Origin of the sequence: Bacillus tuaregi (assembly GCF_900104575.1) — a bacterium.
Taxonomy (GTDB): domain Bacteria; phylum Bacillota; class Bacilli; order Bacillales; family Cytobacillaceae; genus Bacillus_BD; species Bacillus_BD tuaregi.
Genome location: NZ_LT629731.1, coordinates 837,752 through 864,259 on the forward strand (window position 1 = coordinate 837,752; position 26,508 = coordinate 864,259).

Annotated in this window: 32 protein-coding genes; 18 read left to right on the forward strand and 14 right to left on the reverse strand. The window is 41.1% G+C overall.

The genetic code is table 11. The features are described from left to right. Positions 1-159 precede the first annotated feature (159 nt). Complete coding sequence (locus tag BQ5321_RS06230; RefSeq protein ID WP_071393688.1) at positions 160-483, forward strand: YuiB family protein; 324 nt, start codon at positions 160-162, stop codon at positions 481-483. A 299-nt stretch (positions 484-782) separates the two neighbouring features. Further along, the gene (locus BQ5321_RS06235; RefSeq protein WP_071393689.1) at positions 783-1,496 is read left to right on the forward strand and encodes a 3D domain-containing protein; all 714 of its coding nucleotides are present in this window, start codon (positions 783-785) and stop codon (positions 1,494-1,496) included. Between the two features lie 88 nt (positions 1,497-1,584). On the opposite strand, the gene BQ5321_RS06240 is transcribed toward BQ5321_RS06235, so the two are convergent. Next, entirely contained in the window at positions 1,585-2,064 is a 480-nt protein-coding gene (locus BQ5321_RS06240; protein WP_071393690.1) for a divergent PAP2 family protein, read from the reverse strand. 354 nt (positions 2,065-2,418) lie between these two features. On the opposite strand from BQ5321_RS06240, the gene BQ5321_RS06245 reads away from it, so the two are divergent. Then, positions 2,419-3,918, forward strand: coding sequence for a leucyl aminopeptidase (locus tag BQ5321_RS06245; RefSeq protein ID WP_071393691.1), 1,500 nt, complete (start codon positions 2,419-2,421; stop codon positions 3,916-3,918). Positions 3,919-3,985: 67 nt separating this feature from the next. Here the strand turns inward: BQ5321_RS06245 and BQ5321_RS06250 are convergent, their stop codons facing one another. After that, positions 3,986-4,270 carry a DUF1450 domain-containing protein gene (locus BQ5321_RS06250; RefSeq protein WP_084786672.1) on the reverse strand — a complete coding sequence of 95 codons (285 nt, stop codon included), beginning with the start codon at positions 4,268-4,270 and terminating at the stop codon, positions 3,986-3,988. A 215-nt stretch (positions 4,271-4,485) separates the two neighbouring features. On the opposite strand from BQ5321_RS06250, the gene BQ5321_RS06255 reads away from it, so the two are divergent. Then, entirely contained in the window at positions 4,486-4,680 is a 195-nt protein-coding gene (locus BQ5321_RS06255) for a hypothetical protein (protein ID WP_071393692.1), read from the forward strand. A gap of 169 nt (positions 4,681-4,849) precedes the next feature. After that, positions 4,850-5,236 carry a PaaI family thioesterase gene (locus tag BQ5321_RS06260; protein WP_071393693.1) on the forward strand — a complete coding sequence of 129 codons (387 nt, stop codon included), beginning with the start codon at positions 4,850-4,852 and terminating at the stop codon, positions 5,234-5,236. Between the two features lie 48 nt (positions 5,237-5,284). On the opposite strand, the gene mnhG is transcribed toward BQ5321_RS06260, so the two are convergent. Genes mnhG through BQ5321_RS06295 form a run of 7 tightly spaced genes read right to left on the reverse strand, consistent with a single transcriptional unit; the run spans position 5,285 to position 11,030 of the window. Next, entirely contained in the window at positions 5,285-5,635 is a 351-nt protein-coding gene (gene mnhG / locus BQ5321_RS06265; protein WP_071393694.1) for a monovalent cation/H(+) antiporter subunit G, read from the reverse strand. Continuing rightward, complete coding sequence (locus BQ5321_RS06270) at positions 5,619-5,870, reverse strand: Na(+)/H(+) antiporter subunit F1 (RefSeq protein WP_390622183.1); 252 nt, start codon at positions 5,868-5,870, stop codon at positions 5,619-5,621. The genes mnhG and BQ5321_RS06270 overlap by 17 nt, the downstream gene beginning before the upstream one ends. A gap of 32 nt (positions 5,871-5,902) precedes the next feature. Beyond that, positions 5,903-6,379 carry a Na+/H+ antiporter subunit E gene (locus BQ5321_RS06275; protein ID WP_071393696.1) on the reverse strand — a complete coding sequence of 159 codons (477 nt, stop codon included), beginning with the start codon at positions 6,377-6,379 and terminating at the stop codon, positions 5,903-5,905. A 2-nt stretch (positions 6,380-6,381) separates the two neighbouring features. Continuing rightward, a complete protein-coding gene (locus tag BQ5321_RS06280; protein WP_071393697.1) occupies positions 6,382-7,866 on the reverse strand; it encodes a Na+/H+ antiporter subunit D in 1,485 nt (494 codons plus the stop codon). Beyond that, positions 7,859-8,200 (reverse strand): Na(+)/H(+) antiporter subunit C, encoded by a 342-nt coding sequence (locus BQ5321_RS06285; RefSeq protein ID WP_071393698.1) that lies wholly within the window; start codon positions 8,198-8,200, stop codon positions 7,859-7,861. Before BQ5321_RS06285 ends, BQ5321_RS06280 begins: the two co-directional genes overlap by 8 nt. Beyond that, on the reverse strand, positions 8,200-8,628 hold the full coding sequence (locus BQ5321_RS06290) for a Na(+)/H(+) antiporter subunit B (protein ID WP_071393699.1): 429 nt from the start codon (positions 8,626-8,628) through the stop codon (positions 8,200-8,202). Before BQ5321_RS06290 ends, BQ5321_RS06285 begins: the two co-directional genes overlap by 1 nt. After that, positions 8,625-11,030: a Na+/H+ antiporter subunit A gene (locus tag BQ5321_RS06295; protein ID WP_071393700.1), complete on the reverse strand. Its 2,406-nt coding sequence runs from the start codon at positions 11,028-11,030 to the stop codon at positions 8,625-8,627. The genes BQ5321_RS06290 and BQ5321_RS06295 overlap by 4 nt, the downstream gene beginning before the upstream one ends. 279 nt (positions 11,031-11,309) lie before the next feature. Between BQ5321_RS06295 and BQ5321_RS06300 the strand changes: the two genes are divergently transcribed. Continuing rightward, on the forward strand, positions 11,310-11,525 hold the full coding sequence (locus BQ5321_RS06300; protein WP_071393701.1) for a hypothetical protein: 216 nt from the start codon (positions 11,310-11,312) through the stop codon (positions 11,523-11,525). 239 nt (positions 11,526-11,764) lie between these two features. Next, entirely contained in the window at positions 11,765-12,385 is a 621-nt protein-coding gene (gene kapD, locus BQ5321_RS06305; protein WP_071393702.1) for a 3'-5' exonuclease KapD, read from the forward strand. Between the two features lie 58 nt (positions 12,386-12,443). On the opposite strand, the gene BQ5321_RS06310 is transcribed toward kapD, so the two are convergent. Next, positions 12,444-12,824 (reverse strand): kinase-associated lipoprotein KapB, encoded by a 381-nt coding sequence (locus tag BQ5321_RS06310; protein WP_071393703.1) that lies wholly within the window; start codon positions 12,822-12,824, stop codon positions 12,444-12,446. Between the two features lie 185 nt (positions 12,825-13,009). Between BQ5321_RS06310 and BQ5321_RS06315 the strand changes: the two genes are divergently transcribed. The 6 genes from BQ5321_RS06315 to BQ5321_RS06340 all read left to right on the forward strand — a co-directional run bounded on the left by BQ5321_RS06315 (position 13,010) and on the right by BQ5321_RS06340 (position 17,620). Beyond that, the gene (locus tag BQ5321_RS06315; RefSeq protein ID WP_071393704.1) at positions 13,010-13,213 is read left to right on the forward strand and encodes a hypothetical protein; all 204 of its coding nucleotides are present in this window, start codon (positions 13,010-13,012) and stop codon (positions 13,211-13,213) included. 121 nt (positions 13,214-13,334) lie between these two features. Beyond that, on the forward strand, positions 13,335-13,811 hold the full coding sequence (locus BQ5321_RS06320) for a superoxide dismutase family protein (RefSeq protein WP_407639275.1): 477 nt from the start codon (positions 13,335-13,337) through the stop codon (positions 13,809-13,811). Positions 13,812-14,013: 202 nt separating this feature from the next. Then, on the forward strand, positions 14,014-14,514 hold the full coding sequence (locus BQ5321_RS06325; RefSeq protein ID WP_071393706.1) for an Lrp/AsnC family transcriptional regulator: 501 nt from the start codon (positions 14,014-14,016) through the stop codon (positions 14,512-14,514). Continuing rightward, positions 14,514-15,692 (forward strand): aminotransferase, encoded by a 1,179-nt coding sequence (locus tag BQ5321_RS06330; protein WP_071393707.1) that lies wholly within the window; start codon positions 14,514-14,516, stop codon positions 15,690-15,692. Before BQ5321_RS06325 ends, BQ5321_RS06330 begins: the two co-directional genes overlap by 1 nt. 250 nt (positions 15,693-15,942) lie before the next feature. Next, positions 15,943-16,344 (forward strand): S1 domain-containing post-transcriptional regulator GSP13, encoded by a 402-nt coding sequence (yugI, locus tag BQ5321_RS06335; RefSeq protein ID WP_071393708.1) that lies wholly within the window; start codon positions 15,943-15,945, stop codon positions 16,342-16,344. 82 nt (positions 16,345-16,426) lie between these two features. Continuing rightward, complete coding sequence (locus BQ5321_RS06340) at positions 16,427-17,620, forward strand: ornithine--oxo-acid transaminase (RefSeq protein ID WP_071393709.1); 1,194 nt, start codon at positions 16,427-16,429, stop codon at positions 17,618-17,620. Between the two features lie 46 nt (positions 17,621-17,666). On the opposite strand, the gene BQ5321_RS06345 is transcribed toward BQ5321_RS06340, so the two are convergent. Continuing rightward, positions 17,667-17,897, reverse strand: a complete 231-nt coding sequence (locus BQ5321_RS06345) for a DUF378 domain-containing protein (protein ID WP_071393710.1) — start codon at positions 17,895-17,897, stop codon at positions 17,667-17,669. Positions 17,898-18,150: 253 nt separating this feature from the next. Between BQ5321_RS06345 and BQ5321_RS06350 the strand changes: the two genes are divergently transcribed. Further along, on the forward strand, positions 18,151-19,497 hold the full coding sequence (locus BQ5321_RS06350) for a glucose-6-phosphate isomerase (RefSeq protein ID WP_071393711.1): 1,347 nt from the start codon (positions 18,151-18,153) through the stop codon (positions 19,495-19,497). A 76-nt stretch (positions 19,498-19,573) separates the two neighbouring features. Here BQ5321_RS06350 and BQ5321_RS06355 read toward each other — a convergent pair whose 3' ends face one another. Continuing rightward, on the reverse strand, positions 19,574-20,572 hold the full coding sequence (locus BQ5321_RS06355) for a potassium channel family protein (RefSeq protein ID WP_390622140.1): 999 nt from the start codon (positions 20,570-20,572) through the stop codon (positions 19,574-19,576). A 194-nt stretch (positions 20,573-20,766) separates the two neighbouring features. Next, entirely contained in the window at positions 20,767-21,105 is a 339-nt protein-coding gene (locus tag BQ5321_RS06360; protein ID WP_071393712.1) for a winged helix-turn-helix transcriptional regulator, read from the reverse strand. Between the two features lie 139 nt (positions 21,106-21,244). Between BQ5321_RS06360 and BQ5321_RS06365 the strand changes: the two genes are divergently transcribed. The 3 genes from BQ5321_RS06365 to BQ5321_RS06375 are packed head-to-tail and all read left to right on the forward strand — an operon-like array spanning position 21,245 to position 24,232. Next, complete coding sequence (locus tag BQ5321_RS06365) at positions 21,245-21,994, forward strand: GTP cyclohydrolase II (RefSeq protein ID WP_071393713.1); 750 nt, start codon at positions 21,245-21,247, stop codon at positions 21,992-21,994. A gap of 12 nt (positions 21,995-22,006) precedes the next feature. Continuing rightward, positions 22,007-23,104, forward strand: coding sequence for a bifunctional diaminohydroxyphosphoribosylaminopyrimidine deaminase/5-amino-6-(5-phosphoribosylamino)uracil reductase RibD (ribD, locus tag BQ5321_RS06370; protein WP_071393714.1), 1,098 nt, complete (start codon positions 22,007-22,009; stop codon positions 23,102-23,104). 36 nt (positions 23,105-23,140) lie between these two features. Further along, complete coding sequence (locus tag BQ5321_RS06375; RefSeq protein ID WP_071393715.1) at positions 23,141-24,232, forward strand: FAD-dependent monooxygenase; 1,092 nt, start codon at positions 23,141-23,143, stop codon at positions 24,230-24,232. A 19-nt stretch (positions 24,233-24,251) separates the two neighbouring features. Here the strand turns inward: BQ5321_RS06375 and BQ5321_RS06380 are convergent, their stop codons facing one another. Next, the gene (locus BQ5321_RS06380; protein ID WP_071393716.1) at positions 24,252-24,464 is read right to left on the reverse strand and encodes a hypothetical protein; all 213 of its coding nucleotides are present in this window, start codon (positions 24,462-24,464) and stop codon (positions 24,252-24,254) included. A 258-nt stretch (positions 24,465-24,722) separates the two neighbouring features. Here BQ5321_RS06380 and BQ5321_RS06385 point away from each other — a divergent pair, with 258 nt between their 5' ends. Next, a complete protein-coding gene (locus BQ5321_RS06385) occupies positions 24,723-26,399 on the forward strand; it encodes a DUF6044 family protein (protein ID WP_071393717.1) in 1,677 nt (558 codons plus the stop codon). Positions 26,400-26,508: the final 109 nt, after the last annotated feature.

Genomic DNA, 26,508 nt, shown 5'->3' on the forward strand with positions numbered 1-26,508 from the left:
TCGGCGGTCGCCTGCGGAAAGCGAAGTGCCTGGAACGAAAATCAACATCCAAGTTTAACAGAGCCTTAAAAAAGTAAAAAAACTATATTGTTATAAAATTGACGCTTCTCTATCCATTCAGTAAACTTAAAATGGATGGTACAGGGAGGGAAACTAGACATGCAGATGAATATTGTTGTACTAATCATATCAATGCTGCTATTTTTTGTATTATTTTATGGTATCGGCTTTATCCTCAATATGCTATTAAGAATGACATGGATCATGACGATTATTTATCCGATTATTGGGATATTCATTGTGGACAAGGTTCGATTTATAGAATATTTTACAAGCAGCAGAGACGCTTTTTCTGATTTATTTTCTCGTATTGCACATTTAGCCGCCGCAGATATATTGATTTTAGTCTCTGGCTGGGCCGGTGCCATTGCTGCCGGATACACGATTAAAGCTCTTCGTAAAAGAGGATATCAGATGTTCTAACCAAAACCTCCGCTTATGCGGAGGTTTTTTCGTTTTCTGCTCCACTTTTTACCTTCATTCAGCAAAAGTCCTCCACTTCTACAAGTGGGGGATGAAGGCAAATGGTTCTTCGATTCAGTGGGGATTCAAACCCCGGCTGAATGAAGATAAGCCTCCGGCGAGTCTTGCGATTTTTTTAAGGTAGTTTACCCGAGCGAGCTCAGGTAATCCGGACGCAAATTCGAGGGGCGAATTTGAATATTTATGAATAATTTCATTCTCCATGGGAAAAGAATAGTTTTGGGAGGAATGAAATTAACATGAAAAGTGTAAAGGTGGTAACCACCCGTTTAATGATGATGATTTTGTTTTTTACTGCTCTATCGACAACGCTCTATTCCGTAACAGGAGTGGAGGTACAAGCTCTCGTTTCTAGTATTTACGAAAAAATAAACGAGGATTCAAATCGTTTTTATCTATCTCATACACTCACGTCATTTGGAGCAGGTCTTCAATCGAATCCAAAAGCAATTAAGACAGCTGTTGAACACGATGCAGCACCGAATGAGGCAGCATCTACCAAAACTCCTGCGCTGGAGGATGCCTTCGATTGGTCGAAATATCCCATTAAGAAAGTGGTTGCAACCGGTTATACAGCGGGATATGAATCTACTGGGAAAGACCCAAACCATCCGGAATACGGGATTACCTATTCTGGAGTCATGGTCAAAAGAGATTTGTTTTCAACTGTGGCGGCCGATTTGGATATATTTCCAATTGGAACGATTTTATTTATTCCCGGCTATGGCTATGGTGTTGTAGCCGATAAAGGTGGCGCCATCAAAGGGAACAGGGTTGATCTTTATTACGAAACTGTAGATGATGTATACAATAATTGGGGTAAAAAGGAAATTGATGTATATGTCATAAAAATGGGTGAAGGCAGGCTGACAGAAACAGACCTGCAGCTCCTGAATGAAGATAAAGCCATGCAGGTATTCCGCCAGCAATACATTAAATCAGAGCAAAATTAAAAGGTGTCAGGCACCACAAAAAGACAAAGTACTTGAAATTGTCCATTTGTGGTGTCAGGCACCTTTCTTGTTTTCCATTAGTTTTACATTATAGATGAAATAGAAAGTGTAATCCTAAGGTGAGGAGTATGCCAGTCAGGCCACCAAAGAATACTTCGATTGGTTCATGACCGAGTAGTTCCTTTAATTCCTTTCGTTTCTCTTGCTCAGGGAGGTCCTGCCAGGTTTTGGCGTCTTGAACTAATTTATTAAATTCTGCTACCAGCTGGTTTAGCACAGTCGCATGCTTTCCGGCCTGTCTACGGACACCGGAAGCATCAAACATGGTTACGATGGCAAATACAGCTGATACTGCAAAAATGGGTGAATCCAGTCCGGATTCAAGTGCTACGCCTGTAGAAAGTGCGGTTACAGCAGCGGAATGAGAACTGGGCATGCCGCCTGTACTGGTCAGAAGTGACCAGTCAAATTTTTTTGTTGCGATAAACTGAATCGGTACTTTAATAAATTGAGCGAAAAAAATCGCTGCCAGTGAAGCCCAAAGTGGAAAATTTTCAAACAAACTCATGTGCAGACCTTCCTTTAATTAAAATCAAAATCGCTCGTCGAATTTGCGTGCTTTATTTGTATTCTATATTCTAACAAATATGTGATACCTTTTATAGTGAATCTCAGCTCGAAAAATATAACTTCATTGAGCATTCATCCTCCACTTCTACAAGTAGGGGATGAAGGCAAATAGTACTTCGATTCAGTAGGGGTTCAAACCCGGCTGAATGAAGTTAAGCCACCGGCGGATGTCACGGATTTTTTAAAGGTAGTTTACCCGAGCGAGCTCAGGTAATCCGGACGCAAATTCGACGGGCGAATTTGATCCCGCTTTAAGCTATAATGGTAGTATGACAAAAGGAGGGTTATATTAATGTTTACAGTTTATCAAGAAAAGCCGTTTTTAAAAACGCATGACTGTCTGATTATTGGTCTATTTGATCAGCCTGTAAAATTCACCGGCAGCCTGTCTGCTGTGGATGAAGCATTCTCAGGCGAGCTAACTGAGCTTGTAAAGAGCGGTGATATCAGTGCCAGGGAAAGCAAAATAGCAAAAATACATACGTTTGGCCGATTGGCAGCCAAGCATCTTTATTTTGTTGGTTTAGGAAAAGAAAAGGAATACTCCTTCGAACGGCTTCGGGAGGCATTTGGCACGGCGTTTAAGAGCATACAGAGTGATAAGCGCGAAGAAGCTGCCATTTACCTTGATTCTTTTATTTCGGAGCAGGTGGATGAAATGGATGCTGCTCACGCAATGAGTGAGGCATTGGCATTATCAACCTATAAGTTTGAGGGCTATAAACAAAAATCCAATGAACCGGAAAAGGAATTAAACTCCGTAACCGTCTATGCAGAAAAGGCTGATGCGGAAGAGGTTCGAGCTGCCCTGACTGTCGGCTATGTATACGGAAAAGGAACCAATTCGGCTCGCACACTTGTAAACATGCCCGGGAATTTATTAACAGCAACCGATCTTGCACAGCACGCAGTGGAGCTAGGGGAGCAATATAATTTTGAGGTTGAAATCCTCGAAAAGGAAGAAATGTTAAAGCTGGGCATGGGAGCCTTACTAGCAGTGAATCAAGGGTCAACAGAGCCGCCGAAAATGATTGTCCTTAAATATCAGGGAAAGGACGACTGGCAGGATGTCATTGGACTGGTTGGGAAAGGAATTACCTTTGATACAGGAGGGTATTCGATTAAGACGAAGGCAGGTATTGTCGGCATGAAAACCGATATGGGCGGTGCCGCTGCTGTTCTTGGTGCGATGGAAATCATTGGTGAGCTAAAGCCTGAGCAAAATGTGGTTGCCGTCATTCCAGCAACCGACAATATGATTAACGGCCATGCGTTAAAGCCTGATGATGTGATTACCTCGATGAGCGGGAAAACGATTGAAGTGTTAAATACAGATGCAGAGGGACGACTCGTGCTTGCTGATGCCGTCACCTATGCTAAACACCATGGAGCTAACTATCTTGTTGATGTGGCAACCTTAACAGGAGGTGTAATAACGGCACTTGGTACAGAAACAACAGGTGCGCTTACGAATCATGAGGCTTGGTTTGAGCAGGTACTTGAGGCTTCGTACGAAGCAGGGGAACCAATTTGGCGTCTGCCAATTTTTGAAAGCCATAAAAAACGAGTAAGAAACAGCAAAATAGCTGATTTAAATAATTCTCCGGGAAGTGAAGGCCATGCCATCATGGGGGGAGCTTTCATTGGTGAGTTTGCCGAGGATACGCCGTGGGTACATCTGGATATTGCCGGAACAGCGACAACCAATAAGGCTGGCTGTCTAGGGCCGTCAGGGGCAACGGGAGTCATGTCACGGACATTGGCATTGCTTGTGGAACGCTTTGAAAAATAGAATAAGGTGTCAGGCACTAGAAAAAGACAAAATGAACTATTTTGTCTTTTTTTGGTGCCTGACACCTTTACTTAAGTGGCGGGCCATCAACCATAGCCTTCAACCTGTTTATCAGCTCCTTTGAATGCGAAGCTGTAATGATTTCGCCATTTACCTTTGCGTATGGACTCTCTTTGCATAATTCACATTCACTTAAGCAGGTGAATTCCTTCACTGTGACCTTGTCGTCATAAAAAAATGCTTGAAATAAAAGCATCGATTCCTCATCTAAAAATTGATCTAAATTTCTTTGGCAAAATTCAATATGAACTTTTTTCCTTCTCTGGAATATTTTTTGCAGCATAGATATCATTTGTAAGGCCCCCGAGTTTGTATGCTATTTATATAAATACTATAACAGCCTTAACGATAAAAAAGTCAAGGGAAATGGTTCTTCTTTGTGACATAATGGGCGGAAGTTTCACATGTGGAAAAACTTTTGGGAAATGTTGGACAACTGCCTAGTCCCTTTTAGTCACTATATGCATATGAAATAAAGTAAGCAAGACTAAGAAGGAGGTAAACTCAGTGTACGAATACAGAGGCCCACATCAAGACCAAAGAATCTGGTTTGCTGCTCCGTTCGTTGGCGGCCTATTAGGTGGCTTTATAGGAGGCGCATTGTCATACCCGCGTCCTCGTCCCTATCCATTTTATCCACCGCCCTATTATTCCTATCCGCCATATCCAGGATATCCACCTTATTATGGAAAACCCTTTTAAATAGCCTATGAAGAGGCTGATATTCAATCCTCAGCCTCTTTTTACTTGCCCAAAACACCCAAGCAGTCATGAATAAATAAGTTGTATCATAAACTATAGCAGGAAAAATCAGCTATAATAATGTTGGTATACATAAGGTTAAATTACATCGGTACAAAGGAGAACGTACATGAATCTTCAAAAAACATTAATGCATTCACTGGGGATAGAATTGAAGCAGATAGAAAAAGGGCGCGTTACAGCAACGATGCCTGTAGATGACCGAACGCGCCAGCCATTTGGACTTCTGCATGGCGGGGCAAGTGTAGCGTTGGCTGAAACCGTTGCAAGTGTGGGTGGTTATGAATTCGTTGATAAAGAGAATGAGGCGGTAGTTGGACTCGAAATCAATGCCAATCATATTAAAGGAAAAAAGGACGGCATCGTTACGGCAGTCGGTGAGGTTATTCATAGTGGCAGAACGACAATGGTCTGGGAAGTGAAAATAACGGATGAACAAGACCAGCTAATCTGTATTTCCCGCTGTACACTTGCCGTTATTAAGATAAGAAAATAGAGAAAAAAGAGGTGAGCACGAATGAGTTTGTGCCACCTCTTTTTATGATTATAGCTGTTGCTTTTTTTCCGTTTTTAATTCATCCCTGACACTCTTTTCCCATAATGGTACTCCTGAGTAGTAGGCCGCTCTGTTAATAAGGTGACCGGAAACAGGAGATGTAAGAAAGAGAAACACAATGGCAAGGAGAATTCTTGCATTAAAATGACCGACCTCAAGGTAATAATATAAAAAGGTTGCCAATAAAATAGCAGAGATTCCGAGCGTTGTTGCCTTTGAGGCAGCATGATTCCGCGTGTACACATCAGGAAGTCTTATTACGCCAAAAGCAGCTACTAAATTTAAAAATGCTCCAAGTATGATCAAAATAAAGATAATCACGTTAACGATTTCGTTCATTTTCGATGATAACCCCCTTTTCAAGATACTTTGAGAAGGCTACCGTTCCAATAAACGCAAGAATGGCAATTAATAATATAATATCAAGGAAAGCACTAGTTTTTAATAGAATCGATGTAAGGGCGACAATGGCGACAAGATTAATTCCAAGTGCATCAAGAGCAATTACTCGGTCCGGTGTTGTAGGCCCCTTAATGACGCGATAGATTAACATGGCCATAGCGATAGCTATCATCAGGAGTGCTATGGATACAATTGTTTCCAGCATTAACGGCTCACCTCCTGAATCAGTCTTTCAAATGAGTGTTTAATACTACTAATTGTTGCTTCTACATCAGGAACATCCATTGCATGAACATATAAAATTTTATTATCGTCAGATACCTTCATGACCAGCGTACCAGGTGTTAGTGTAATCATGCTCGAAAGCACTAAGATTTCCCAGTCCTTTGTCAGCTCTGTCGGCAGGGCAAATATGCCCGGCTGCATATCAAGCTTTGGCTTTAAAACAACCTTCAAAACGGCAAGATTAGATAGGACGATTTCCTTAAGCAGAACAAGAATTAAATGAATGACCGCAACGATACGTGCTCCATAGAACCGAGAGTTGAAGAAGCGTCTAAATACAAAAATGATGATAAAGCCGGTTAAGTAACCGGCAAATAATGATCCGGCATCATACGAGTTTTTTAAAAACATCCAAGTAAGTGCAAGAAAGAAATTTAATGCGATTTGAAATGCCATCCTCACCTCTCCTTTATTACAGCATCAATGTAGATGTCAGGATTTAATAGGGTTTCCGCAGCAATCGAGATATAAGACAGAACGGTCTCAGATCCTACCCCCATGACGATTGATAATACAACCAGTATGACTGGTGCAATTAAGAGTGTTTTCACCGGGACATTCTTTTCCCCTTCATATGAACGGGCTGAGCCCCAAAAGCCAGTAACAAAAATCTTCATCACGGAGAACAAAATGAGTAGGCTTGATAACAGGACAATAACGGCACCCCAGAAAACGCCTTGGCCAAATCCACCTTGGATAATCAACAGCTTGCCGAAAAATCCACTTAACGGGGGAATCCCTGCCAGTGATGCAGCAGCAATAAAGAAAACCCAAGCAAGACCGGGATAGCGTTGAATTAACCCGCTGATCTTAGTTAAATTGCTTGTCCCTGTTATTGAAATCATAATCCCGATGAGCAAGAATAAGGCTGCTTTGATCAACATATCATGGACTAGATAGTAAATACTACCTGTTATCGCAACGGGAGACATAACGGCAACGCCAAATAGAATCACGCCAATTGCAGCAACAATATTGTAGATAATAATTTTTTTGATATCCTGATAGGCGATGGCGCCAATTACCCCTAATACGATGGTCAATAGCGCTAATACACTGATGATTTGATGCGTAAAGCTTTGATCATGGTAAAAGAATAGGGTGTAGGTTCTCATAATAGAATAAACACCGACTTTTGTCAGCAGGGCACCAAACAACGCCATTACAGGCGCAGGTGGTGCGTAATAGGAACCTGGCAGCCAGAAATATAATGGGAAAATAGCTCCCTTTAGGCCGAAGACAATTAAGAAAAGTATCGCAATCACAGTAAGAATTCCGGTTTGTCCCATTTCGCTGATTCGGCTTGAAATATGGGCCATATTCAAGGAACCGATAATGGAATAAAGATACCCTACTGTGATAACAAACAGAGCAGAAGAAATGACATTCACAAGAATGTATTTAATCGATTCTCTTAATTGAATGGCTGTTCCGCCCAGTACAAGCAGTACATAGGATGACATGAGCATCACTTCGAAAAAGACGAATAAATTAAAGATATCTCCTGTTGTGAAAGCACCATTAACCCCCACAATTAAAAATTGAACGACAGCATAGTAATAAAATTTTTCTCTTTCTTTTCCAATTCCAAAAAAGGAATAGATGATACACGAGAATAAGATAATACTTGTGGTTAGTACAAGCAGAGCTGAAAGCATATCTGACACAAGTGTGATGCCAAAAGGGGCTTCCCAATTGCTGAGATTAAGGGTTTGAATTCCATCGGTACGAACTTTCTGGACTAATAATGCTGAAATAATGATGGTTCCAAATGAAGACAGAGCAGAAATCCAACGCTGAGCAGTAATATGCCGAGCAAGAAAGAGCAACAGGATTCCCGTCAGCAATGGAACGATAATCGGTAATAGTAAAAAATTAATCATTTCCTTCTGTTCCTCTCAATCGTTCAGTATTATCTGTCCCAAGCTCTTGATAGGTGCGATAAGCAAGAACAAGGAAAAAGGCAGTAACGCCAAAGCTTATAACAATCGCCGTTAAGATCAGAGCCTGTGGAATTGGATCCGTATAAGAGGAAGCATTCTCGCCAAGGAGCGGTGCCGCTCCTCTTTTTAATCCTCCCATTGTTAGGAGCAGTAAATGGGCTCCATGGCTTAAAAGACCTGTTCCAACAATGATACGTAAGAGACTTTTAGAAAGCATTAAATAAGTGGCCGACATAAATAGTACGCCAATGACAACAGCCATTAAGATCTCCATTATTCATCCTCCCCTATCGTTTGAATAATGGTCATTGTCACACCGATAACAACCAAGTAAACGCCTAAATCAAAGAGTGTTGCCGTATGGAGTGAAGTATCACCTAAAATCGGCAAATCAATATGACCGAATGCATGCGTTAAAAATGGAACATTAAAGAATATCGCTCCTGCCGCCGTTCCAACAGCAAATAACAAACCAACGGCTATCATGATTTTATAATCAATCGGAAGAATCTTCGCCACGGTTTTCTTATCATAAGCAATCAATAGTAAAACAAGGGCACCAGATGTCATAAGACCGCCAATAAAGCCCCCGCCCGGTTCATAGTGACCAGCGAAGAAGGAATGAACCGAAAATAGGATAATGATAAACAGAACGACTTTTGTACAGGTCTGTAAAATAATATCATTTTCTTTTGTTTTCATGATTCTTTCCTCCCCGACAGGCGAAGCTTAATCATCGAGAATATACCAATGGCAGCGATAGCTAACACCGTAATTTCAAACATAGTATCAAAGCCCCGGAAATCAACAAGGATGACGTTAACCATATTTTTCCCTGCCGCTTCCGTATAAGTGTTCTCAACATAATACTGGGCAATCGAATCAAATACTTTATTGCTGTGTGCTGAGATAGCTATAAGCGTAACAACCAATCCTACCCCAATCGATATAATCGCATTGGTTAACTTAAAGCGCATTCGTTCTTCATTGCGTTTTTTCGGCAGATGATAGAAGCAAAGCAGGAATAAAGCAACGGAAACCGTTTCGATCACGAGCTGTGTTAAGGCTAGGTCCGGAGCACGGAATAAAACATAAAAAAGTGAAACCGTGTAACCGACAGCTCCTAATAGAATAATCGAGGTCATTCGGGATTTTGAGAATAGAACGGCAATACAGCTGATCACAATTAACAAAGCCAGAATGATTTCCCAAATTCCAATAGTCCCGAGGTTACTGGTATCTAACGTAAAAGCATTTTTCAAACCCATTGTCGAAAGTAATAGGACAATGAAAAACGTAAAAATATAAAGCAGGTAGGTTCGGATGGAACCATTCATGTAAAAATCGGTAAACGAGCGTGATAAGCTTTGCGAATGATTTAATAACCCATTGTATACATGATTGATAGTTAATTTCTCTGGAAAAATGCGATATATTCCCATCCATTTTTCCCTTGTTAAAAACATTATCGTTCCCAAAAGGATAACGCCTATTGTCATATAGAGCTCGATCGTAAACCCGTGCCAGGCAGCGATATGGACATGAAAGGTTTCTGTCCCAGTCAGAAGACTCGGTAGTATCGAGGCCATTGCCGGAGCAATAAGAGTATCGGCCAATAGATTTGGAAAGAAGAATATAATGATCACAAGAGATACTAATATAATCGGTGAAATCAGCATACCCATTGGTGCTTCATGTGGTTTCTTTTCCAGTTTTTCAGGCTGATATTTTCCAGTAAACGTTTTGAAAACGAGAATCATGCTGTAGATAAAGGTGAAGATACTAGCAATCCAGGCGATAATTGGGAACAGAATTCCCAATGTTTCCAGATTGAATAGTCCTGCTTCTTGAATTCGAACCATTCCAGTAAAAAACATTTCCTTACTTAAGAATCCGTTGAACGGCGGCAGACCTGCCATTGAAAAGGCTCCAATAATGGAAACCGTAAAGGTAATCGGCATGAAGGTCATTAAACCGCCAAGATTACGAATATCACGTGTTCCTGTCTCATGGTCGACAATCCCAACAACCATGAAAAGACTGCCTTTAAACGTGGCATGGTTGATAAGATGAAAGATAGCAGCGGTTGTAGCAACCGTAAAGTAGCTGTCATGGATTCCTTCGAAATGTAGTGCAGCTGCTCCCACTCCAAGTAAGGACATAATCATCCCCAGCTGACTGACTGTTGAATAGGCAAGAATCCCTTTTAAATCAATTTGCTTGACTGCATTAAAGGATCCCCAGAACAGAGTGAACAAACCGATTCCAGATACAAGCCAGAACCAGACAGAGCTCTCACCAAAGAATGGTGTAAATCTAGCGACTAAATAAATACCTGCCTTAACCATTGTCGCTGAATGTAAATAGGCACTGACAGGTGTTGGTGCTTCCATTGCGTCAGGCAGCCAAATATGAAATGGAAACTGCGCGGATTTGGTAAAAGCACCAAGAAGGATAAAGATGAGAGCAGGGATAAATAAGCTGTTATGGAAGAATGAATCCGCTCCCATATTCATTATTTCAGAAATGCTAAATGTACCTGTCATCAGATACAGGAGGATGATACCTCCGAGCATGCATAACCCGCCAAAGACCGTAATCAGCATTGATTTTTGTGCGCCATAGCGTGACTTTTCTCTGTTGTACCAATAGCCGATTAACAGGAAGGACGAAAAGCTCGTCAGTTCCCAGAACATATAAAGGACAATTAGATTGTCAGATAAGACAACGCCCAACATCGCGCCCATGAACATTAATAAATAAACATAGAAGGTATTCAGCTGTTCCTTGTTCTTTCCTAGATAGTAAATAGAATAGAGGACAACTAGTGCCCCGATACCTGTAATGAGAAGGGCGAATAACAACCCAAGTCCATCCACTCTCGCGGCAAAATCAATTCCTAAAGAAGGAATCCAAGAAAGCGTTTGAGCTGCAAATTGGTTTCCGCTTGTGATAGGGATATAGGTAAGAAAGTAACTAAATAATATCACCGGGAGCGGTAACACAAACCAGCCGGTATGTATAGGCCGAAAGTATTTATAGAAGATTGGCACGAATACGGCTAGCAGTAATGGTGACAAGATGGCCAAAAGTAATAATGACAAGTCAAAGCCTCCTTTAAACAAAATTTATTCTATTGATTTAGATTGAAAATGAATAGCTAATCAATCATTATCAACTTCAGAAAAGATTATATCGTAAAATAAATTCCTTTGCATTTAATCAACTAGCGTGCTAAGTGAGTTTTCCGCTTTGATATTAAATAGGTAGAAACATATATATTTTGTGTAAAAAAAATTTTTTTATGTTGTTCATTTTTTACTGACCAATTGCGAGTATAAAATGGGTCTTTCCTTGCCATGCTAATAATGGTGGTGAGTGAGATGATGAAAAAAGTGGCTGCTGCAATGGGGATTTTTGTTTTGTTATTTTCAGGGGCTTGGGTACTAAATCAAAAAAGCCATCAGGCGTCAGATTCTAGCTATGTGGAAAATCAGCCGGGAATCATGAATGTAACTCATACAAACCAACTGGAAAATCGACTTGTGGAACCCTTTATTAAGTTTTATCCGCGTGAATATGTTCGGATTGAGGACTGACTTCGTTTGGAGTCAGTCTTAATTTTGATTTCATTCAGAGAAGTTAAAGGGAATTTATCGAGCTCAGGTCATCCGGACGCAAATTCGACGGGCGAATTTGGTCTATATGTTTGGCACTATTTGGCAAATTAATTGAATAGAAGACTAAAAATGCTCCTTTATTTATGGTATAATAAGAGAATAATTGGATTGAAGGGACTATTTATCACTCTATTATGAGAAATAAAGGTGGTGGAGGGATGGCAGAAGATCAGCAATATCTGTTTATAGATTTTGAGTTTACCATGCCAGAAAAAGGGCGAAGGACAAGGGGATTTTATCCGGAAATAATCGAGGCCGGAATTGTGGCGGTTGTGGATAATCAAATCCTCGAAAAGTATTCTACCTATGTAACTCCAGTTCGTTTTCCGATTCTATCAGGTCATTGTAAATCATTTCTTCAAATTCAACAGGATCAGGTTGATCAAGGAATCACCTTTATTGAGCTTGTTAATAAATTTACACAACTATCACAGGGCTATAAGAATACGGTTGTCACCTGGGGCAATATGGATATGAGGGTATTAAGGCAAAATTGTGAGCAGGCTGCCGTACCATTTCCATTCAGAGCTAAGGAAGTAGACCTTTCTATGGAATATAAACGCTTTTTTGGTGATCAAAACCAAACAGGGCTTTGGAAGGCAGTACAGGAATATGGAAAAGATGGCGTCGGGAAACACCACCGTGCTCTCGATGATGCACTAACAACCTATCATATTTTTAATTTGGTAGAAAAAGATAAAAGCTATCTTCATAATCCAGAGCCAACCACGATTGGCGACCGCATTGACTTAGCACATATACTTAATAAATTTGCCTAAAAGGCCAAATCACGTAAATGATTTGGCCTTTTGTTTTTATCAAAGGAATTACTCCTGCTTAACCAAAATAATCCTGCTCTAATTGATTGATATTGTTCAAGCTTTGCTGTGCCCAGTCCGATGAATCGCTTTTTAGTTCTTCCTTCAGTACTTGAATAGCTGCCTTTAATGATCCCTCATAATCTGGTACCTCTTCATGGAAGACTTTAACCATTTTTTTCGGCACATTGGTTTGTTCTCGGAATGCAAGTGCACGTCTTTCATGAAAAAATGGTACAGCGGCATCCTTAGGGTGATGTAAATCTCCCTGCATTGGGTGCTTAATCACTGCAAGTATTTTGACTAGATAATGTTCAGGGCGGATATCGGTCACTTCTCCTATATATTTCCCTGTTTTATAAATGGCGGTCACTGTATCTCCAACTTTTAAGGTATCCAACTCTCTCTAAACCTCCTGATAGAATAATTGTGTGTGCTTCATATCTGCTTATTATGACGTACGAAAGCAGAAAAACAAAATAATAAGTTGTGCATATCCAGAGATACTAGTCGGAAAATTAGAAGGATTTGAAAAAAACTGTTATAATTGGCTAGTAAATGGCTGATTAGAAAGGACTAGTGCAGATGAATTTATCATTTATTATAGGATTATTTTTATATTTTCCGGAAGACAAATCGGAGTATATTCCAGCACTTATACAATTAATAATCTTTTCATTGCTTGCCTTTTTCGCCGTAAGGCTTTTTGTTAAGCTATCCAAAAGGGAAGAGAATCAAGCAAAAGAATTAGAAGAACGATTGCAGGCTAAGCAGGAGGAGAAGAGCTAAAGCTGTTCTGTTATAAACCGTATAACTTCCGGCTCCTTCGTCAAGACTGAATACAAAATGTCTTGACGGAGGATTTGTATTTATGAAAAGAAACGGGATTTGGATATTACTCTTATGGTTGATGGTCGGATGTGCAGAACAACAAATTACCAATATGGATGTAGAGATGCATAATGGTTCCGGTGACTCACTTGGAATAGTAAAGCTTGAGGAGCAATCAAGCGGTGTCAAGCTTAGTGTTGACTTAGAAGGGCTGCCTCCAGGAGAACATGCGATTCATATCCATGAGAAAGGAACCTGTAAAGGACCTGATTTCAAATCAGCAGGAGGACATTATAACCCGGAGGAAAAGGAGCATGGGCTGTTGCATCCAAAAGGAGCACATGCGGGTGACTTGCCTAATCTCATTGTACAGGATGATGGTACCGTTAAAGCAGAACTAATGGCCCCTAATGTCACCTTCAAGGAAGGAAAGACAACCTTATTAACGAAGGAAGGTCTTACGATTGTTATTCATAATGAAAAGGATGATGGAATGTCACAGCCTGCTGGTAATGCCGGTGATCGAGTTGCCTGCGGCGAAATTTCGAAAAAATAGTATCGTGGAAGCAGTGATAAACACTGCTTCTTTTTATGGATAAAAATATAGATTATGATACTGAATTCCTGGTCTTATTATAAAAAAAAGAGATTAGTCCTAAAAACGCCTGCGATATTTTTTTGATTTTGCATAAAATAACAGTAAAAATTCGAGAAATTTTGCTATAATGTAACTATTTAAAATACTTGGAGGTCTTTCCATGAAGTTAACGCAAAAAGAAATGGAAATAGTGGAGATTCTTGAAAAGGATGCCCGCTTAACAACAGAAGATATTGCTAAAATGGTCTGCTTAACGGTCGAGGAAACAGAGCAGGCAATTAAAAAGCTTGAGGATCATAAAGTGATTGTTAGGTATATTTCACTGATTGATTGGGGAAAAGTGGAGGAATATACAGGCGTTAAAGCTATGATTGATGTGAAGGTTCAACCCAAAAGAGGCGTTGGCTTTGATGAAATAGCGGAAAGAATCTACCGCTTTAAAGAGGTAACCTCTGTGTATTTAATGTCAGGTGCCTATGATTTATCCGTTATTATTGAAGGGAAATCAATGAACGAAATCGCAAGCTTTGTATCACAGAAGCTGTCTACTTTAGATTCCGTTTTATCCACCACCACTCATTTTATATTAAAAAAATACAAGCATGATGGAATTATTTTTGAGCCAGACAATAAAGACAAACGAATTGTGGTGTCACCGTAATGGAATTAGCTAAAAACTCTCATTTATCCAAAATTGCAAAAGACCTTAAACCATCTGGAATAAGGAAATTTTTTGACCTTGCAGCGGGAATGGAAGGCGTGATTTCGCTCGGTGTTGGGGAACCTGATTTTGTTACTTCCTGGTCCGTACGGGAAGCGGCAATACTTTCCCTTGAGCAGGGAATCACCTCCTATACGGCTAATGCAGGTTTGCCGGAATTACGGGAAGAAATTTCTTATTACATGAAAAAACAGTTCAAGGTCGAGTATCATCCGGAAAATGAAATCATAGTAACCGTTGGTGCTAGCCAGGCGATTGACATTGCGATGCGAGCTATTTTAGATCCAGGTGATGAAGTGATTGTCGTAGAGCCATGCTTTGTTTCCTATGTTCCAATGGTACAGCTAGCTGGCGGCGTACCTGTCCAGGTGCAGACCTTAAAGGAAAATGACTTCAAAATTTTGCCGAGTCAAATTGAAGGGGCTATAACGAAGAAAACGAAAGCCGTCATGCTTTGCTCTCCTAATAACCCCACAGGCTCTATGCTGAATAGAAAGGAATTGGAAGAGCTCTCTGCCATGGTTGAAAAGCATGATTTACTTGTCATTGCTGACGAAATCTATGCAGAGCTTGTCTATGATGAGGAATATACGAGTCTTCCTGCTATACCGGGTATGAGAGAAAGAACCATATTAATTTCTGGATTTTCAAAGGGCTTTGCGATGACCGGCTGGAGACTGGGGTTTGTTTGTGCGCCGGTGGAAATAGCCAGTGCCATGCTGAAAATTCATCAATATGCCATTATGTGCGCTCCAACAATGGCACAGTATGCTGCCCTTGATGCCCTTCGCAACGGGCGTAGAGATGTAGAAGATATGGTCAAAAGCTACCGTCGACGCCGTAATTTCATTGTGCAGTCCTTTAATGAAATCGGCCTTACCTGTCATATGCCCGGTGGAGCGTTTTATGCATTTCCATCGATTGAGTCAACTGGATTAAGCTCACAGGATTTTGCCGAGCAGCTTCTGCTTCAGGAAGGTGTTGCCGTCGTACCTGGAGATGTTTTTGGAGAAAGCGGCAAGGGACATATTCGCTGCTCCTACGCTACTTCATTAGAGCAAATTCAAGAAGCCGTCAAACGGATGAAACGATTCATCGACAATCTGCCAGCGCAATAATGGCTTTAAATAAAAAAAAGGACAGCCATAAAGGTTGTCCACTTCAAAAAGGGGGGAATACTAGAAAGTCTTACACTCTAAGTCTTTCCAGTTTCTCCTTTTTTATTCTTTTTTTATGTTTTTTTTTAATAAAATAGGTTAAATTCATTAGATTCTTCAAATACTATTTTTGATAAAACCAAATAGTTATGCTATAATTTTATATTGCGTATAAATATGAATAAAATAATTTTAAAATAGGAGTGTTTTCATGTCAGAAAAGATCGAAGTAGGAAGTGTACTAAAGGGTAAAGTAACTGGGATTCAAGCGTACGGAGCATTTGTTGCACTGGATGAAAAAAATCAAGGATTAGTTCACATTTCAGAAATTACGCATGGTTTTGTGAAGGATATTAATGATCATCTTAAAGTAGGCGATGAAGTTACAGTAAAAGTATTGTCAGTAGATGAAGCAGCTGGAAAAATTGGCTTATCTATCCGTGCAACTGAAGAAGCACCGGCACAAGAGGCTGAAGTAAAAGCGAAAAAGCCTCGCAAACGTCAGGCAGCTGCACCAATTACTACAGAAACAGAGCAGGGCTTTAACACATTAAAAGACAAGCTTCAAGAGTGGATTGAACAGTCTAAGGCAGAAAATCTAATCAATAAGTAATCACAATAATAAAGAAGTATAGGACATTATATAATGTTTTATACTTCTTTTTTTTTGTAAATGAAGGGAACGGAGGGACAGGATGGTCAACCAATCTACTGAAATCATAGCCAAGGCAGATAAATATGGGGCAAGAAATTATCAGCCGCTGCCCATTGTCGTGACAAGAGCGGAGGGAGTCATGGTGTGGGACCCTGAAGGAAATCAGTATTTGGATATGCTTAGTGCATATTCAGCCGTAAATCAGGGTCATCGACATCCGAAAATTATTGAGGCTCTTAAAAACCAGGCAGATCGAGTCACCTTAACCTCGCGTGCTTTTCATCATGATCAGCTCGGCCCATGGTATGAGGTAGTATGCAAGCTAACGAAGAAGGAAATGGTATTGCCGATGAATACTGGCGCTGAGGCAGTTGAGACAGCTTTTAAAGCAGCACGTAGATGGGCCTACCAAATAAAAAATGTACCAGAAAATCAAGCGGAAATTATTGCCTGTACAGGGAATTTCCATGGCCGGACAATGACAGCTGTTTCGCTATCATCAGAGCAGGAATATCAGTCAGGGTTTGGACCTTTGCTGCCTGGAATCAAGCTCATCCCCTATGGTGACCTTATGGCTTTAAAACAGGCAATCACTCCTCATACAGCCGCCCTATTGATTGAACCGATTCAAGGAGAGGCAGGGATTGTTATTCCACCCGACGGTTTCTTACAGCAGGCATACGAGTTGTGTGCACAAAACCGCGTTTTATTTATGGCTGACGAAATCCAGACTGGCTTAGGAAGGACAGGGAAGATGTTTGCCTGCGAATGGGAGCAGGTCGAGCCGGATGTCTATATCATGGGCAAGGCACTCGGTGGTGGTGTCTTTCCCATTTCCTGTGTCGCCGCTAATAGGGAGATTTTAGGTGTGTTCAATCCAGGCTCACATGGCTCAACCTTTGGCGGGAATCCACTTGCATGTGCCGTATCGATGGCCGCCCTACAGGTGATCTTAGAAGAAAACCTCAGCAGACGTTCGCTTGAATTGGGCCATTATTTTCTAAATGAGTTAAATAAAATCAAGAGTCCAATGATTAAGGAGATCCGTGGAAGGGGGCTTTTTATCGGGATGGAGCTCTTCGAACATGCGCGCCCGTATTGTGAAGCATTAAAAAAGGAAGGTCTCTTATGTAAGGAAACGCATGACAAGGTCATTCGATTTGCACCGCCGCTTGTGATTACAAAAGAACAGATTGATTGGGCAGTGGCTCGAATTAAGCGGGTTCTCCAGTAAAAAAGGTAGTGCTAGGCACTACCTTTTTTACTGGGTATAGCGCGGATTATCTAGTTGGACGTGCTTCTGGTGACCTTTCTGCTTCGGTATTGGTCTTAAATAATAGACCTAAATTAATCAATCCTGCAATTCCAACGAGACTGTAGATGATTCGAGAAAGCGTTGAACCATCTCCAAACAGGGATTCGACAAGATTGAAACCGAAGAATCCGATTAAACCCCAATTAATTGCTCCAATGATGGTAAGAAGTAATGCAATTCGTTGAATAGCGCTCAAAAAGAACCGCCTCCATTTTATAGATTGAGCTACACTATTAGGGTGTATTGGATGAAGAGAATTATTCGTCGTTTTTATTAAAAAATACTGTGAGGAGGGAGTGCTTCAAATGTCATGCCTAAAAATAAATAGTGGAAGGAAAAAAATGTGAAAAAAAGTGTCGAAATTGGGCACGCTTACAAGTAAGGGAGTTCCTTGATAATATTTTCACCTTTCGGTAAAGTATAAAGTGATTAAAAAAATGGAGGCCAACATGACACATATTCAATTTGATTATTCAAAAGCTCTTTCCTTCTTTGGTGAGCATGAAATTACATACCTACAGGACGCCGTTAAGGTTGCCCATCATTCTTTACATGAAAAAACAGGCGCAGGAAGTGATTTTTTAGGCTGGATTGATCTGCCTGTTGATTATGATAAAGAAGAGTTTTCCCGTATTCAAAAAGCTGCTGAAAAAATTAAAAATGATTCCGATGTGCTGTTAGTGATTGGAATTGGCGGCTCTTATTTAGGTGCGCGTGCGGCTATTGAGGCACTGCAGCATAGCTTTTATAATGCGTTGCCAAAGGAAATGCGTAAAACTCCGCAAGTCATCTTTATTGGCAATAATATTAGCTCTTCTTACATGAAGGACGTTATGGATCTGTTAGAAGGAAAGGATTTCTCACTTAATGTGATTTCCAAATCAGGTACGACAACAGAACCGGCGATTGCTTTACGAATTTTCCGGAAGCTACTCGAAGAGAAATATGGAAAAGCAGAAGCGGCTAAGCGAATTTATGCCACAACTGATAAGAGTAAAGGTGCTTTAAAAACAGTAGCAGACGAAGAAGGCTTTGAAACCTTTGTGATTCCTGATGATGTAGGCGGTCGCTACTCTGTGTTAACAGCGGTTGGACTTCTGCCGATAGCAGTCAGCGGTGCAGATATTGAAGCCATGATGAAGGGCGCTGCTAGTGCCCGTGAGGATTTCGGAAAATCTGAGCTTCAAGAGAATGCAGCATACCAATATGCAGCAATCCGAAATATTCTTTATAACAAAGGAAAAACGATTGAAATGTTGATTAACTATGAGCCAGGTCTGATGTTTTTCAACGAATGGTGGAAGCAGCTGTTCGGTGAAAGTGAAGGAAAGGACCAAAAGGGAATCTATCCTTCATCAGCCAATTTCTCAACGGATCTTCATTCATTAGGCCAATACGTACAGGAGGGCCGCCGTGATCTTTTCGAAACAGTTATCAAAGTGGAGAAACCAAAACATGAGCTGTCTATTGAAGCGGCTGACAATGATTTAGATGGTCTAAACTATCTTGCTGGTAAAACGGTTGATTTCGTCAACAATAAGGCATTTGAGGGTACCTTGCTTGCCCATACAGACGGTGGTGTGCCAAATCTGATTGTTTCGATTCCGGCGCTTGACGAGTATACCTTTGGTTATCTAGTTTATTTCTTCGAAAAGGCTTGTGCCATGAGTGGTTATTTATTAGGTGTTAACCCATTTGACCAACCAGGGGTAGAGGCATATAAAGTCAATATGTTCGCGCTGCTTGGAAAGCCAGGCTACGAAGAGAAAAAAGCTGAGCTTGAAAAAAGATTATAATTAAATAAAAGGTGCCTGACACTACAGAAAGACAAAATGCGATCATTTGTCCATTTGTGGTGTCAGGCGCCTTTTCTTATGTAATGATAATCAACTGGTCGTGTTTTTCGATAGAGAAGGGCTGCGGTGGGTTTAGGATGGTGGCGCCGCCCCGTTTTACTCCTAGTAGAAGTCTGCCATCCTGAAGGAGAAGAAAGCTCATTTCCGCAAAGTCTTTTTCCAGCATATCCTGCTCCGCATTGAGAAAGACAAGCTTTTTCTCTGTTAGCTGATATAATAAATCTAAAAAGGAAGTGACAATATCCTGTGAGGCTAAGCTTTGCAGCATAACGAAGCTCGACAGCATATTGGTTTGAATGATTTCGTCAGCCCCGGCTCGAGTGGCATTCGCTATTTGCTCATTTGTTAGGATTTCTACAATCGTTTCGACACGCGGATTGAGTCCCTTTACGGCAAGCAGGGTGAGGATAGTATTCATATCTGCCTGCAATTCATCCTTTGTCGGGTCGGCCGTAATAATCACCTTTATGGCTGATTGGACATTGGCCCTTGTTAGCACATCATCCTGGTTCGATCGTCCTTGGACGAAATGAACCGGGCTATGCGGCAATGGGTTCTTCTTCAATGTTTCATCAATTAAAGCGATAGTAGCAGACTTTTGCTCATTTACTAATGAGTAAATGACCTCTCTTGAGCGCTCATTCCATCCGACAATGATATAATGTCCTTCACCTTTGTATGTCATTTTCCCCTCCAAATGTTCATTTTGTCTTGCTGCAGCGGCCGTTGATAAGATTACAAAGAAGGAGGAGAGAAAGCCAGCGCTTGTAATAATTAACAGAATACCAGTTATTTTTCCAATCGTTGAATTGGGGACGAAATCTCCGTACCCAACGGTTGAGGCTGTGATAATGGCCCACCACACTCCATCAAAAATGGTCGGAAAGCTCTCTGGTTCAATAAAGTGGGCGATGATTCCGAAAAATGTAATTAACGAAACGGCTATTAAAAAGGTCCGTACTAACAGCGGTAATCGTATAAACATTAAAAGCATTTGCTGCGGCAAGCTTCTCACCTCTTGTTGATAGAGTCATTTTATTCAGTATAGACGAATAAATCAGCTTTCATAATGGTAAAGAAGCTATAAAACGGATGTTATAAAAGGGAGTTTGTCTGCCATTCTATAGCACGTGCAGTTCTATTTTCTTGCCATTTCCAATCGTTGGTGGTCTAATCAGGATATGGAACAACGACAAAGAGAGGATGAATTTACATCTCATCCTCTTTTCTATCTTCGGCTGTCCGTACCCAAACGCTAGCCCATTGATTAATTTCTTTAAATACATTTTGGAGAGCTAAGCCTTTCTCAGTTAATGTGTATTCAACACGTACCGGTACTTCAGGGAAGACCTCTCTTGAAACAATCCCCTCATTTTCCAGTTCCTTTAATCTTTCGGACAGTAGCCGACCGCTGATGGGCATGGAGGAGTTAATGGTACAGAAACGCTGAGAACCGGACATAAGCTGGTTAATGATCAGTGCATTCCAACGCTTACTGAGGATTTCAACAGCCTTGTGAAATTTAGGACAAATTGTGTTTGCCTCCATTATAACCTCCTTAGCAAAAATGTATTATTACTATAATAATAGTGATTAAATTACTTGACGTCAACTATTTACGAATTTATACTTACTTACATATAGTAAGTAATATGTGGACAGTGTATTCTTTTCCGAGAGGATGAACATGATGATTTCAAATAAAGTTAGAGATATACTAATAGATAGAATGACAATTTTAAAACAGGATCATAAACAGGATATTTGCTTAGTGGGACCGGTGAAGCTCCCTGTCCAGCTGGATGGTGAGACCGTAACCTTTCAATGGTATACATGGCTCACGCTAGACAAACTTCCATCCGATAAGGAACAACTTCTTGAATCGTTGTTAACAGCAGATTTAGCCAGTGCTCAGCAGTCTTCTGTTTTAGTCTATGGTGATTTCAACCATACAGAAGAAGCCTATATTCGGATGCACAGTATTTGTCATACCGGTGATATTTTTGGTAGTCAGCGTTGTGATTGCGGCTTTCAGCTCCGTCAATCGATGAAAATGATTGTGAAAAAGGGAAGCGGAGCGCTCTTTTACTTAGCTAATCATGAAGGTCGAGGCATTGGTTTATTCACCAAATCACTTGCTTATATCCTTCAACAGGAAGGGTATGATACAGTGGAAGCCAATAATGCTCTTGGTTTTCCAGATGATATCAGGTCATATGAAGAAGCCATCCGAGTCATAAAGGGCTTAAGGGAAAATCCAGTTACGCTGATTACGAACAACCCGAAAAAAATTGCGGCCTTAAAAGCTGCGGGGCTGACCATTCATGATCATATTCCGCTTTGGGGCGGCGAGTCCGACTATAACAGCTTTTATTTGGCAACAAAAGTAGAGAAATCAGGACATATTCTTAAAAGTGAAATGAGCATAACCAATTAAGGAGAGTTAATCATGAAAACGGATCACGATTATATGAAGCTTGCACTTGATTTAGCCTCTACTGCAAAAGGAAATACAAATCCAAATCCCCTTGTGGGGGCGGTCATTGTCAAGGATGGAATGATTGTCGGTACTGGACTGCACCGTAAAGCAGGGGAACCGCATGCAGAGGTCCACGCCTTTCACATGGCAGGAGACCATGCTGAAGGAGCCACGCTCTATGTTACACTTGAACCATGCTCCCATTTTGGGAAGACACCGCCCTGTGCCAATTTAGTAGCAGAATCAGGTGTTTCTCGAGTGGTTATTGCGATGAAGGATCCCAATCCGCTTGTAGCCGGAAGGGGTATTAGGATTCTAGAGGCTGCCGGTATTGAAGTGGAGGTTGGTGTTCACGAGCAGGAAGCAAGAAGATTAAACGAACGCTTTATTCACAACATGCTGACACAGACGCCATTTGTCATTTCGAAGGTAGCGATGACGCTTGATGGTAAAATTGCTGCTTATAATGGCGATTCAAAATGGGTAACAGGTGAAGCTTCAAGGCAGAAGGTTCATTATTTGCGGAATGAGATGGATGCCATCCTGGTTGGAATTGGAACGGTGCTGGCGGATGATCCGATGCTAACGACGAGAATACCTGAAGGGGGTAAGAACCCGGTTCGAATCATCATTGATTCTCATTTACGTACTCCTCTCGATGCAAACATCACAGAATGCTCGGAAGCCGAAACGTGGATTTTTACGCAGGAAGGGGTAGATGAAGAGAAGGAAGCGGCTCTCTTAGCGAAGGGTGTTCAGGTTTATGCCGCACCAAAAGGGGACGAGGGGCTCGATATCTCTTTCATTCTAAAGCAATTATTTGAATTAGGTATTACAGATGTGCTAGTAGAGGGCGGAGGCGAAGTGAATGGTGCCTTCTTACGTGCTGGGCTGATTAATAAGTTTCAGGTCTATGTGGCACCTAAGGTACTAGGCGGACGGCGCTCCTTAACCCCGTTTACAGGAGAGGACGTTGAAACGATGGATGCGGCACTAGAACTTGAATTTGACTCTGTTGAGACAATTGGTGCTGACCTGCTCCTAACGGCTTACCCTAAAAACAGCTAGTATAATCATAAGACAAAAAACGACGGGTGATAGAACATGAACTATGATTTTAAGACAGATGTGTGTATTGTAGGCGCCGGACCTGCTGGTGCATTGCTTGCCTATCTGCTTTCAAGTCATAATATCTCAACGATTTTAGTTGAGCGGAACGAGAATATTAACAAAGAGTTTAGGGGAGAGCATCTAAACGAGACCGGCGAGAATATTTTACGTAAATATGATCTTTTTGATGAGCTGGAAAGCATTGGCTTATTAAGAATGGACCGGGTTGAATATTGGGACCATGGGGAAGTATTTCGGACGATTATGCCAGATGAACGAGTCAATCACTGCGGCATTCACGTCCCGCAGAAGCATCTTCTCGGCCTTTTATTGAAAAAAAGTGAACCACTCACCCTATTCAAGCTGTTATTAAATACAAAAGTGGTCGAATTAGTCGAGGCAGACGGTCAATATACGGGTGTGAAGGCAGTTAAGGATGGAAAAGAAATCTTGATTAGCAGTAAATTAATTATTGGTGCAGATGGACGGTTTTCAACAATCCGCAAATTAGCTGGCATTCCCTTTGCTAAAATCAAGCATGGCTATGATCTACTCTGGGCACGTATCCCAGCTCCAGTGGATTGGGAGCCAACCGTTCGCATGGCTTTAGTGAATGATGAACAGCTTGCCTTGTTTACGCAGCAGGGAGGGTTTATTCAAATCGGGTGGAATATTGAGGAAGGCTCGTATTCTGCGCTTCGAAAGCAGTCGATTACACCATTTGTCCAACAGCTAGTGGATGCTTTTCCGCAGCTGGAAGAAACGGTCAAGGCTTCAATTCAATCATGGGATGATTTTGTTTTACTTCAGGTGCAGAGCTCTAAATGTGAGACCTGGGTGAAAAATAATTTAGTCATTATCGGAGATGCTGCGCATACGATGAGTCCGACTGGAGCCATTGGTATAAACAGTGCCATGAAGGATGCCGATATATTATTTCAAATCCTGATGGATGCAGATGTTCACAAAGCTAGCAGTCTTGAACTACAGTTATTTGAACAGCTGCGCAAACAAGAAGTGGATATACAGCAGCAAGAACAGCTACGTAAAGAAGAATCATTTGGAAAGCAATTTATCCCGGTTTAATGAGGTAGCCGGGATTTATTTATGATTGACTGTTGGCATTCCAATGAGAAAAGGAACCTGTTCCGTTACAGCCATGGCATTCGTAGGATTCTGGATAGCAATATTCATTCACAATAGGAATTTGAAAGCCTTTGCCATTACAGTCAGGACAATGCCCTAAGCTTTGCGCCTCAGAAATTCTTTTTTCATATAGACTGGCCTTCCAATCTGATAGATAGCTAAAAAGCCCCATAAAAACCTCTCCTTCACTTTTTTCTTATTTTATGCAAGTCAGCATCTTTTTGAGAAACATGACATAGTAAACATTTGTATTATGTCAAATTATCCTTGAATCTATTCAAGTTATTTAATCAGGCGATATATTAATCATTTATCCATCTAGGGGCCTCTTTATTAGGGCTTTTTTTGTTGTGAAAAAGTTAGCGTTTTTGGATAATTTTAACCCGATTAGTAAAAAGTAAGAGCAATTACGTTCATGGGGTGTTAGCGATTGGATTCTTTACATGCTCATAAGGAGAAAAAATGGATTATCATTGCCCTTATTATTCTTGCTATTTATGTCGCACCACTGTTTATTCTAGGGGAAAATGCTCATATTCGAGTCCACGACAATCTAGATTCTAATCTGGCTTGGTATAAAGTATTGCGGGAAAGTGGACAAATCTTTGGGTCCATTGATGCTGTAGTCCCGCAGGTTATGAACGGAATCCCAAGAAACGCCTATGGTACAGAGTTCAGTGGAATTGTCTGGCTTTACGCCCTATTTCCAACCATGACAGCCTATGCATTAAGTCAAACGATAACAAGAGTATTTGCTTTTATTGGCATGTATTGGCTATTACGCGACCACCTCTTAGCCGGGAAAGAGTGGGGATTCATTAACGTCGGGGCAGCCTTGGCATTTGCTTTAACTCCGTTTTGGCCATCAGGTATGCTTAGCACACTGGGAATGCCGCTAGCTCTCTGGTCGTTTCTGCATATTCGTAGCGGCAGGCGGTCGTGGAAGCAGTATCTCGTGCTGACTCTGCTCCCCTTTTATTCGAGTATTGTCCTTGGCTTTTTCTTTTTTTTGTTTGCCATGGGGGTGCTCTGGATCATTGACGTATTGAGGCGAAAAAAGCATAACCTTGCCTTTTTACTTTCTCTTATCTATATGGCTGCTGTGTATTGCTTTGTTGAATACAGGCTTGTATATTCCTTTCTTTTTTCTACTGAGCCGAACAGTCGCGATGAATACATTCACGCCCGTCTCTCCATATGGAGGGCTATTCGCCTCACCTTTAAGAATTATGTGCTTGGACACACTCATGTCATGACCGTTCACGGCTTAATCATTTTGCCGATTTTACTGGCCGGCTTTTACCTGGTCTGGAGAAAGGGCTGGTGGAGACAGGAAAAATACTTTGTCTTTTTGTTCATCCTGAACTTTGTTTTATCGCTATGGTATGCCTTTTGGTTTTATAAAGGCTGGCAGCCTCTGGCAGAAAGGTTTCATTTCATGAACACCTTTAACTTTGCCCGCTTTCACTTTTTACGGCCGCTTGTCATTTATGCATCCTTTGCCATCGCCTTGAAAATCATCTGGCAAAATAAAAAGGAATTTCGACCACTTGTTTACTTTAGTTTAATGGCCCAGCTCGTACTATTAGGTTTTTTTAACGAAGAGATTGTCTACCGCTCGAAGCCTTCCGTGAAGGAGTTTTATGCTGAGGAATTATTCTCAGAGATTAAAGACTATATCGGTCGACCTGTAGAGGAATACCGGGTGGCAAGCGTTGGACTGCATCCAGCCATTGCTCAGTACAACGGGTTTTATACAGTAGACTCCTATAATAACTTTTATCCCTTGTCTTACAAGCATGAGTTTCGAAAAATCATTGAAAAGGAATTAGCCAAAAACAAGAAAATACGCATTTACTTCGATGAGTGGGGCGGACGCTGCTATTTGTATACGGATGAATTAGGGAAGCATTATATGTTCAAAAAAAATACGAAAAAGAAGCTTAAAGCTGTCCAATTCAATCTTGAACCCTTTAAAAAAATGGGTGGAACGCATATTTTGTCAGCCGTTCCGATTGTCAATGCCGATGAGAACCGCTTAGAGCTTGAGAAAGTATTCTCAAGCAAGGAAGCGATCTGGAAAATCTACCTGTATCGAGCTATTTAACTCGAAAAATGGATATATCCGCGGAATTCGGGGGGATATCCGCGGATTTCGGCCCAATATCCGCGCTTTTGGAGTACATATCCGCGCTTTTTAACTACATATCACCGTT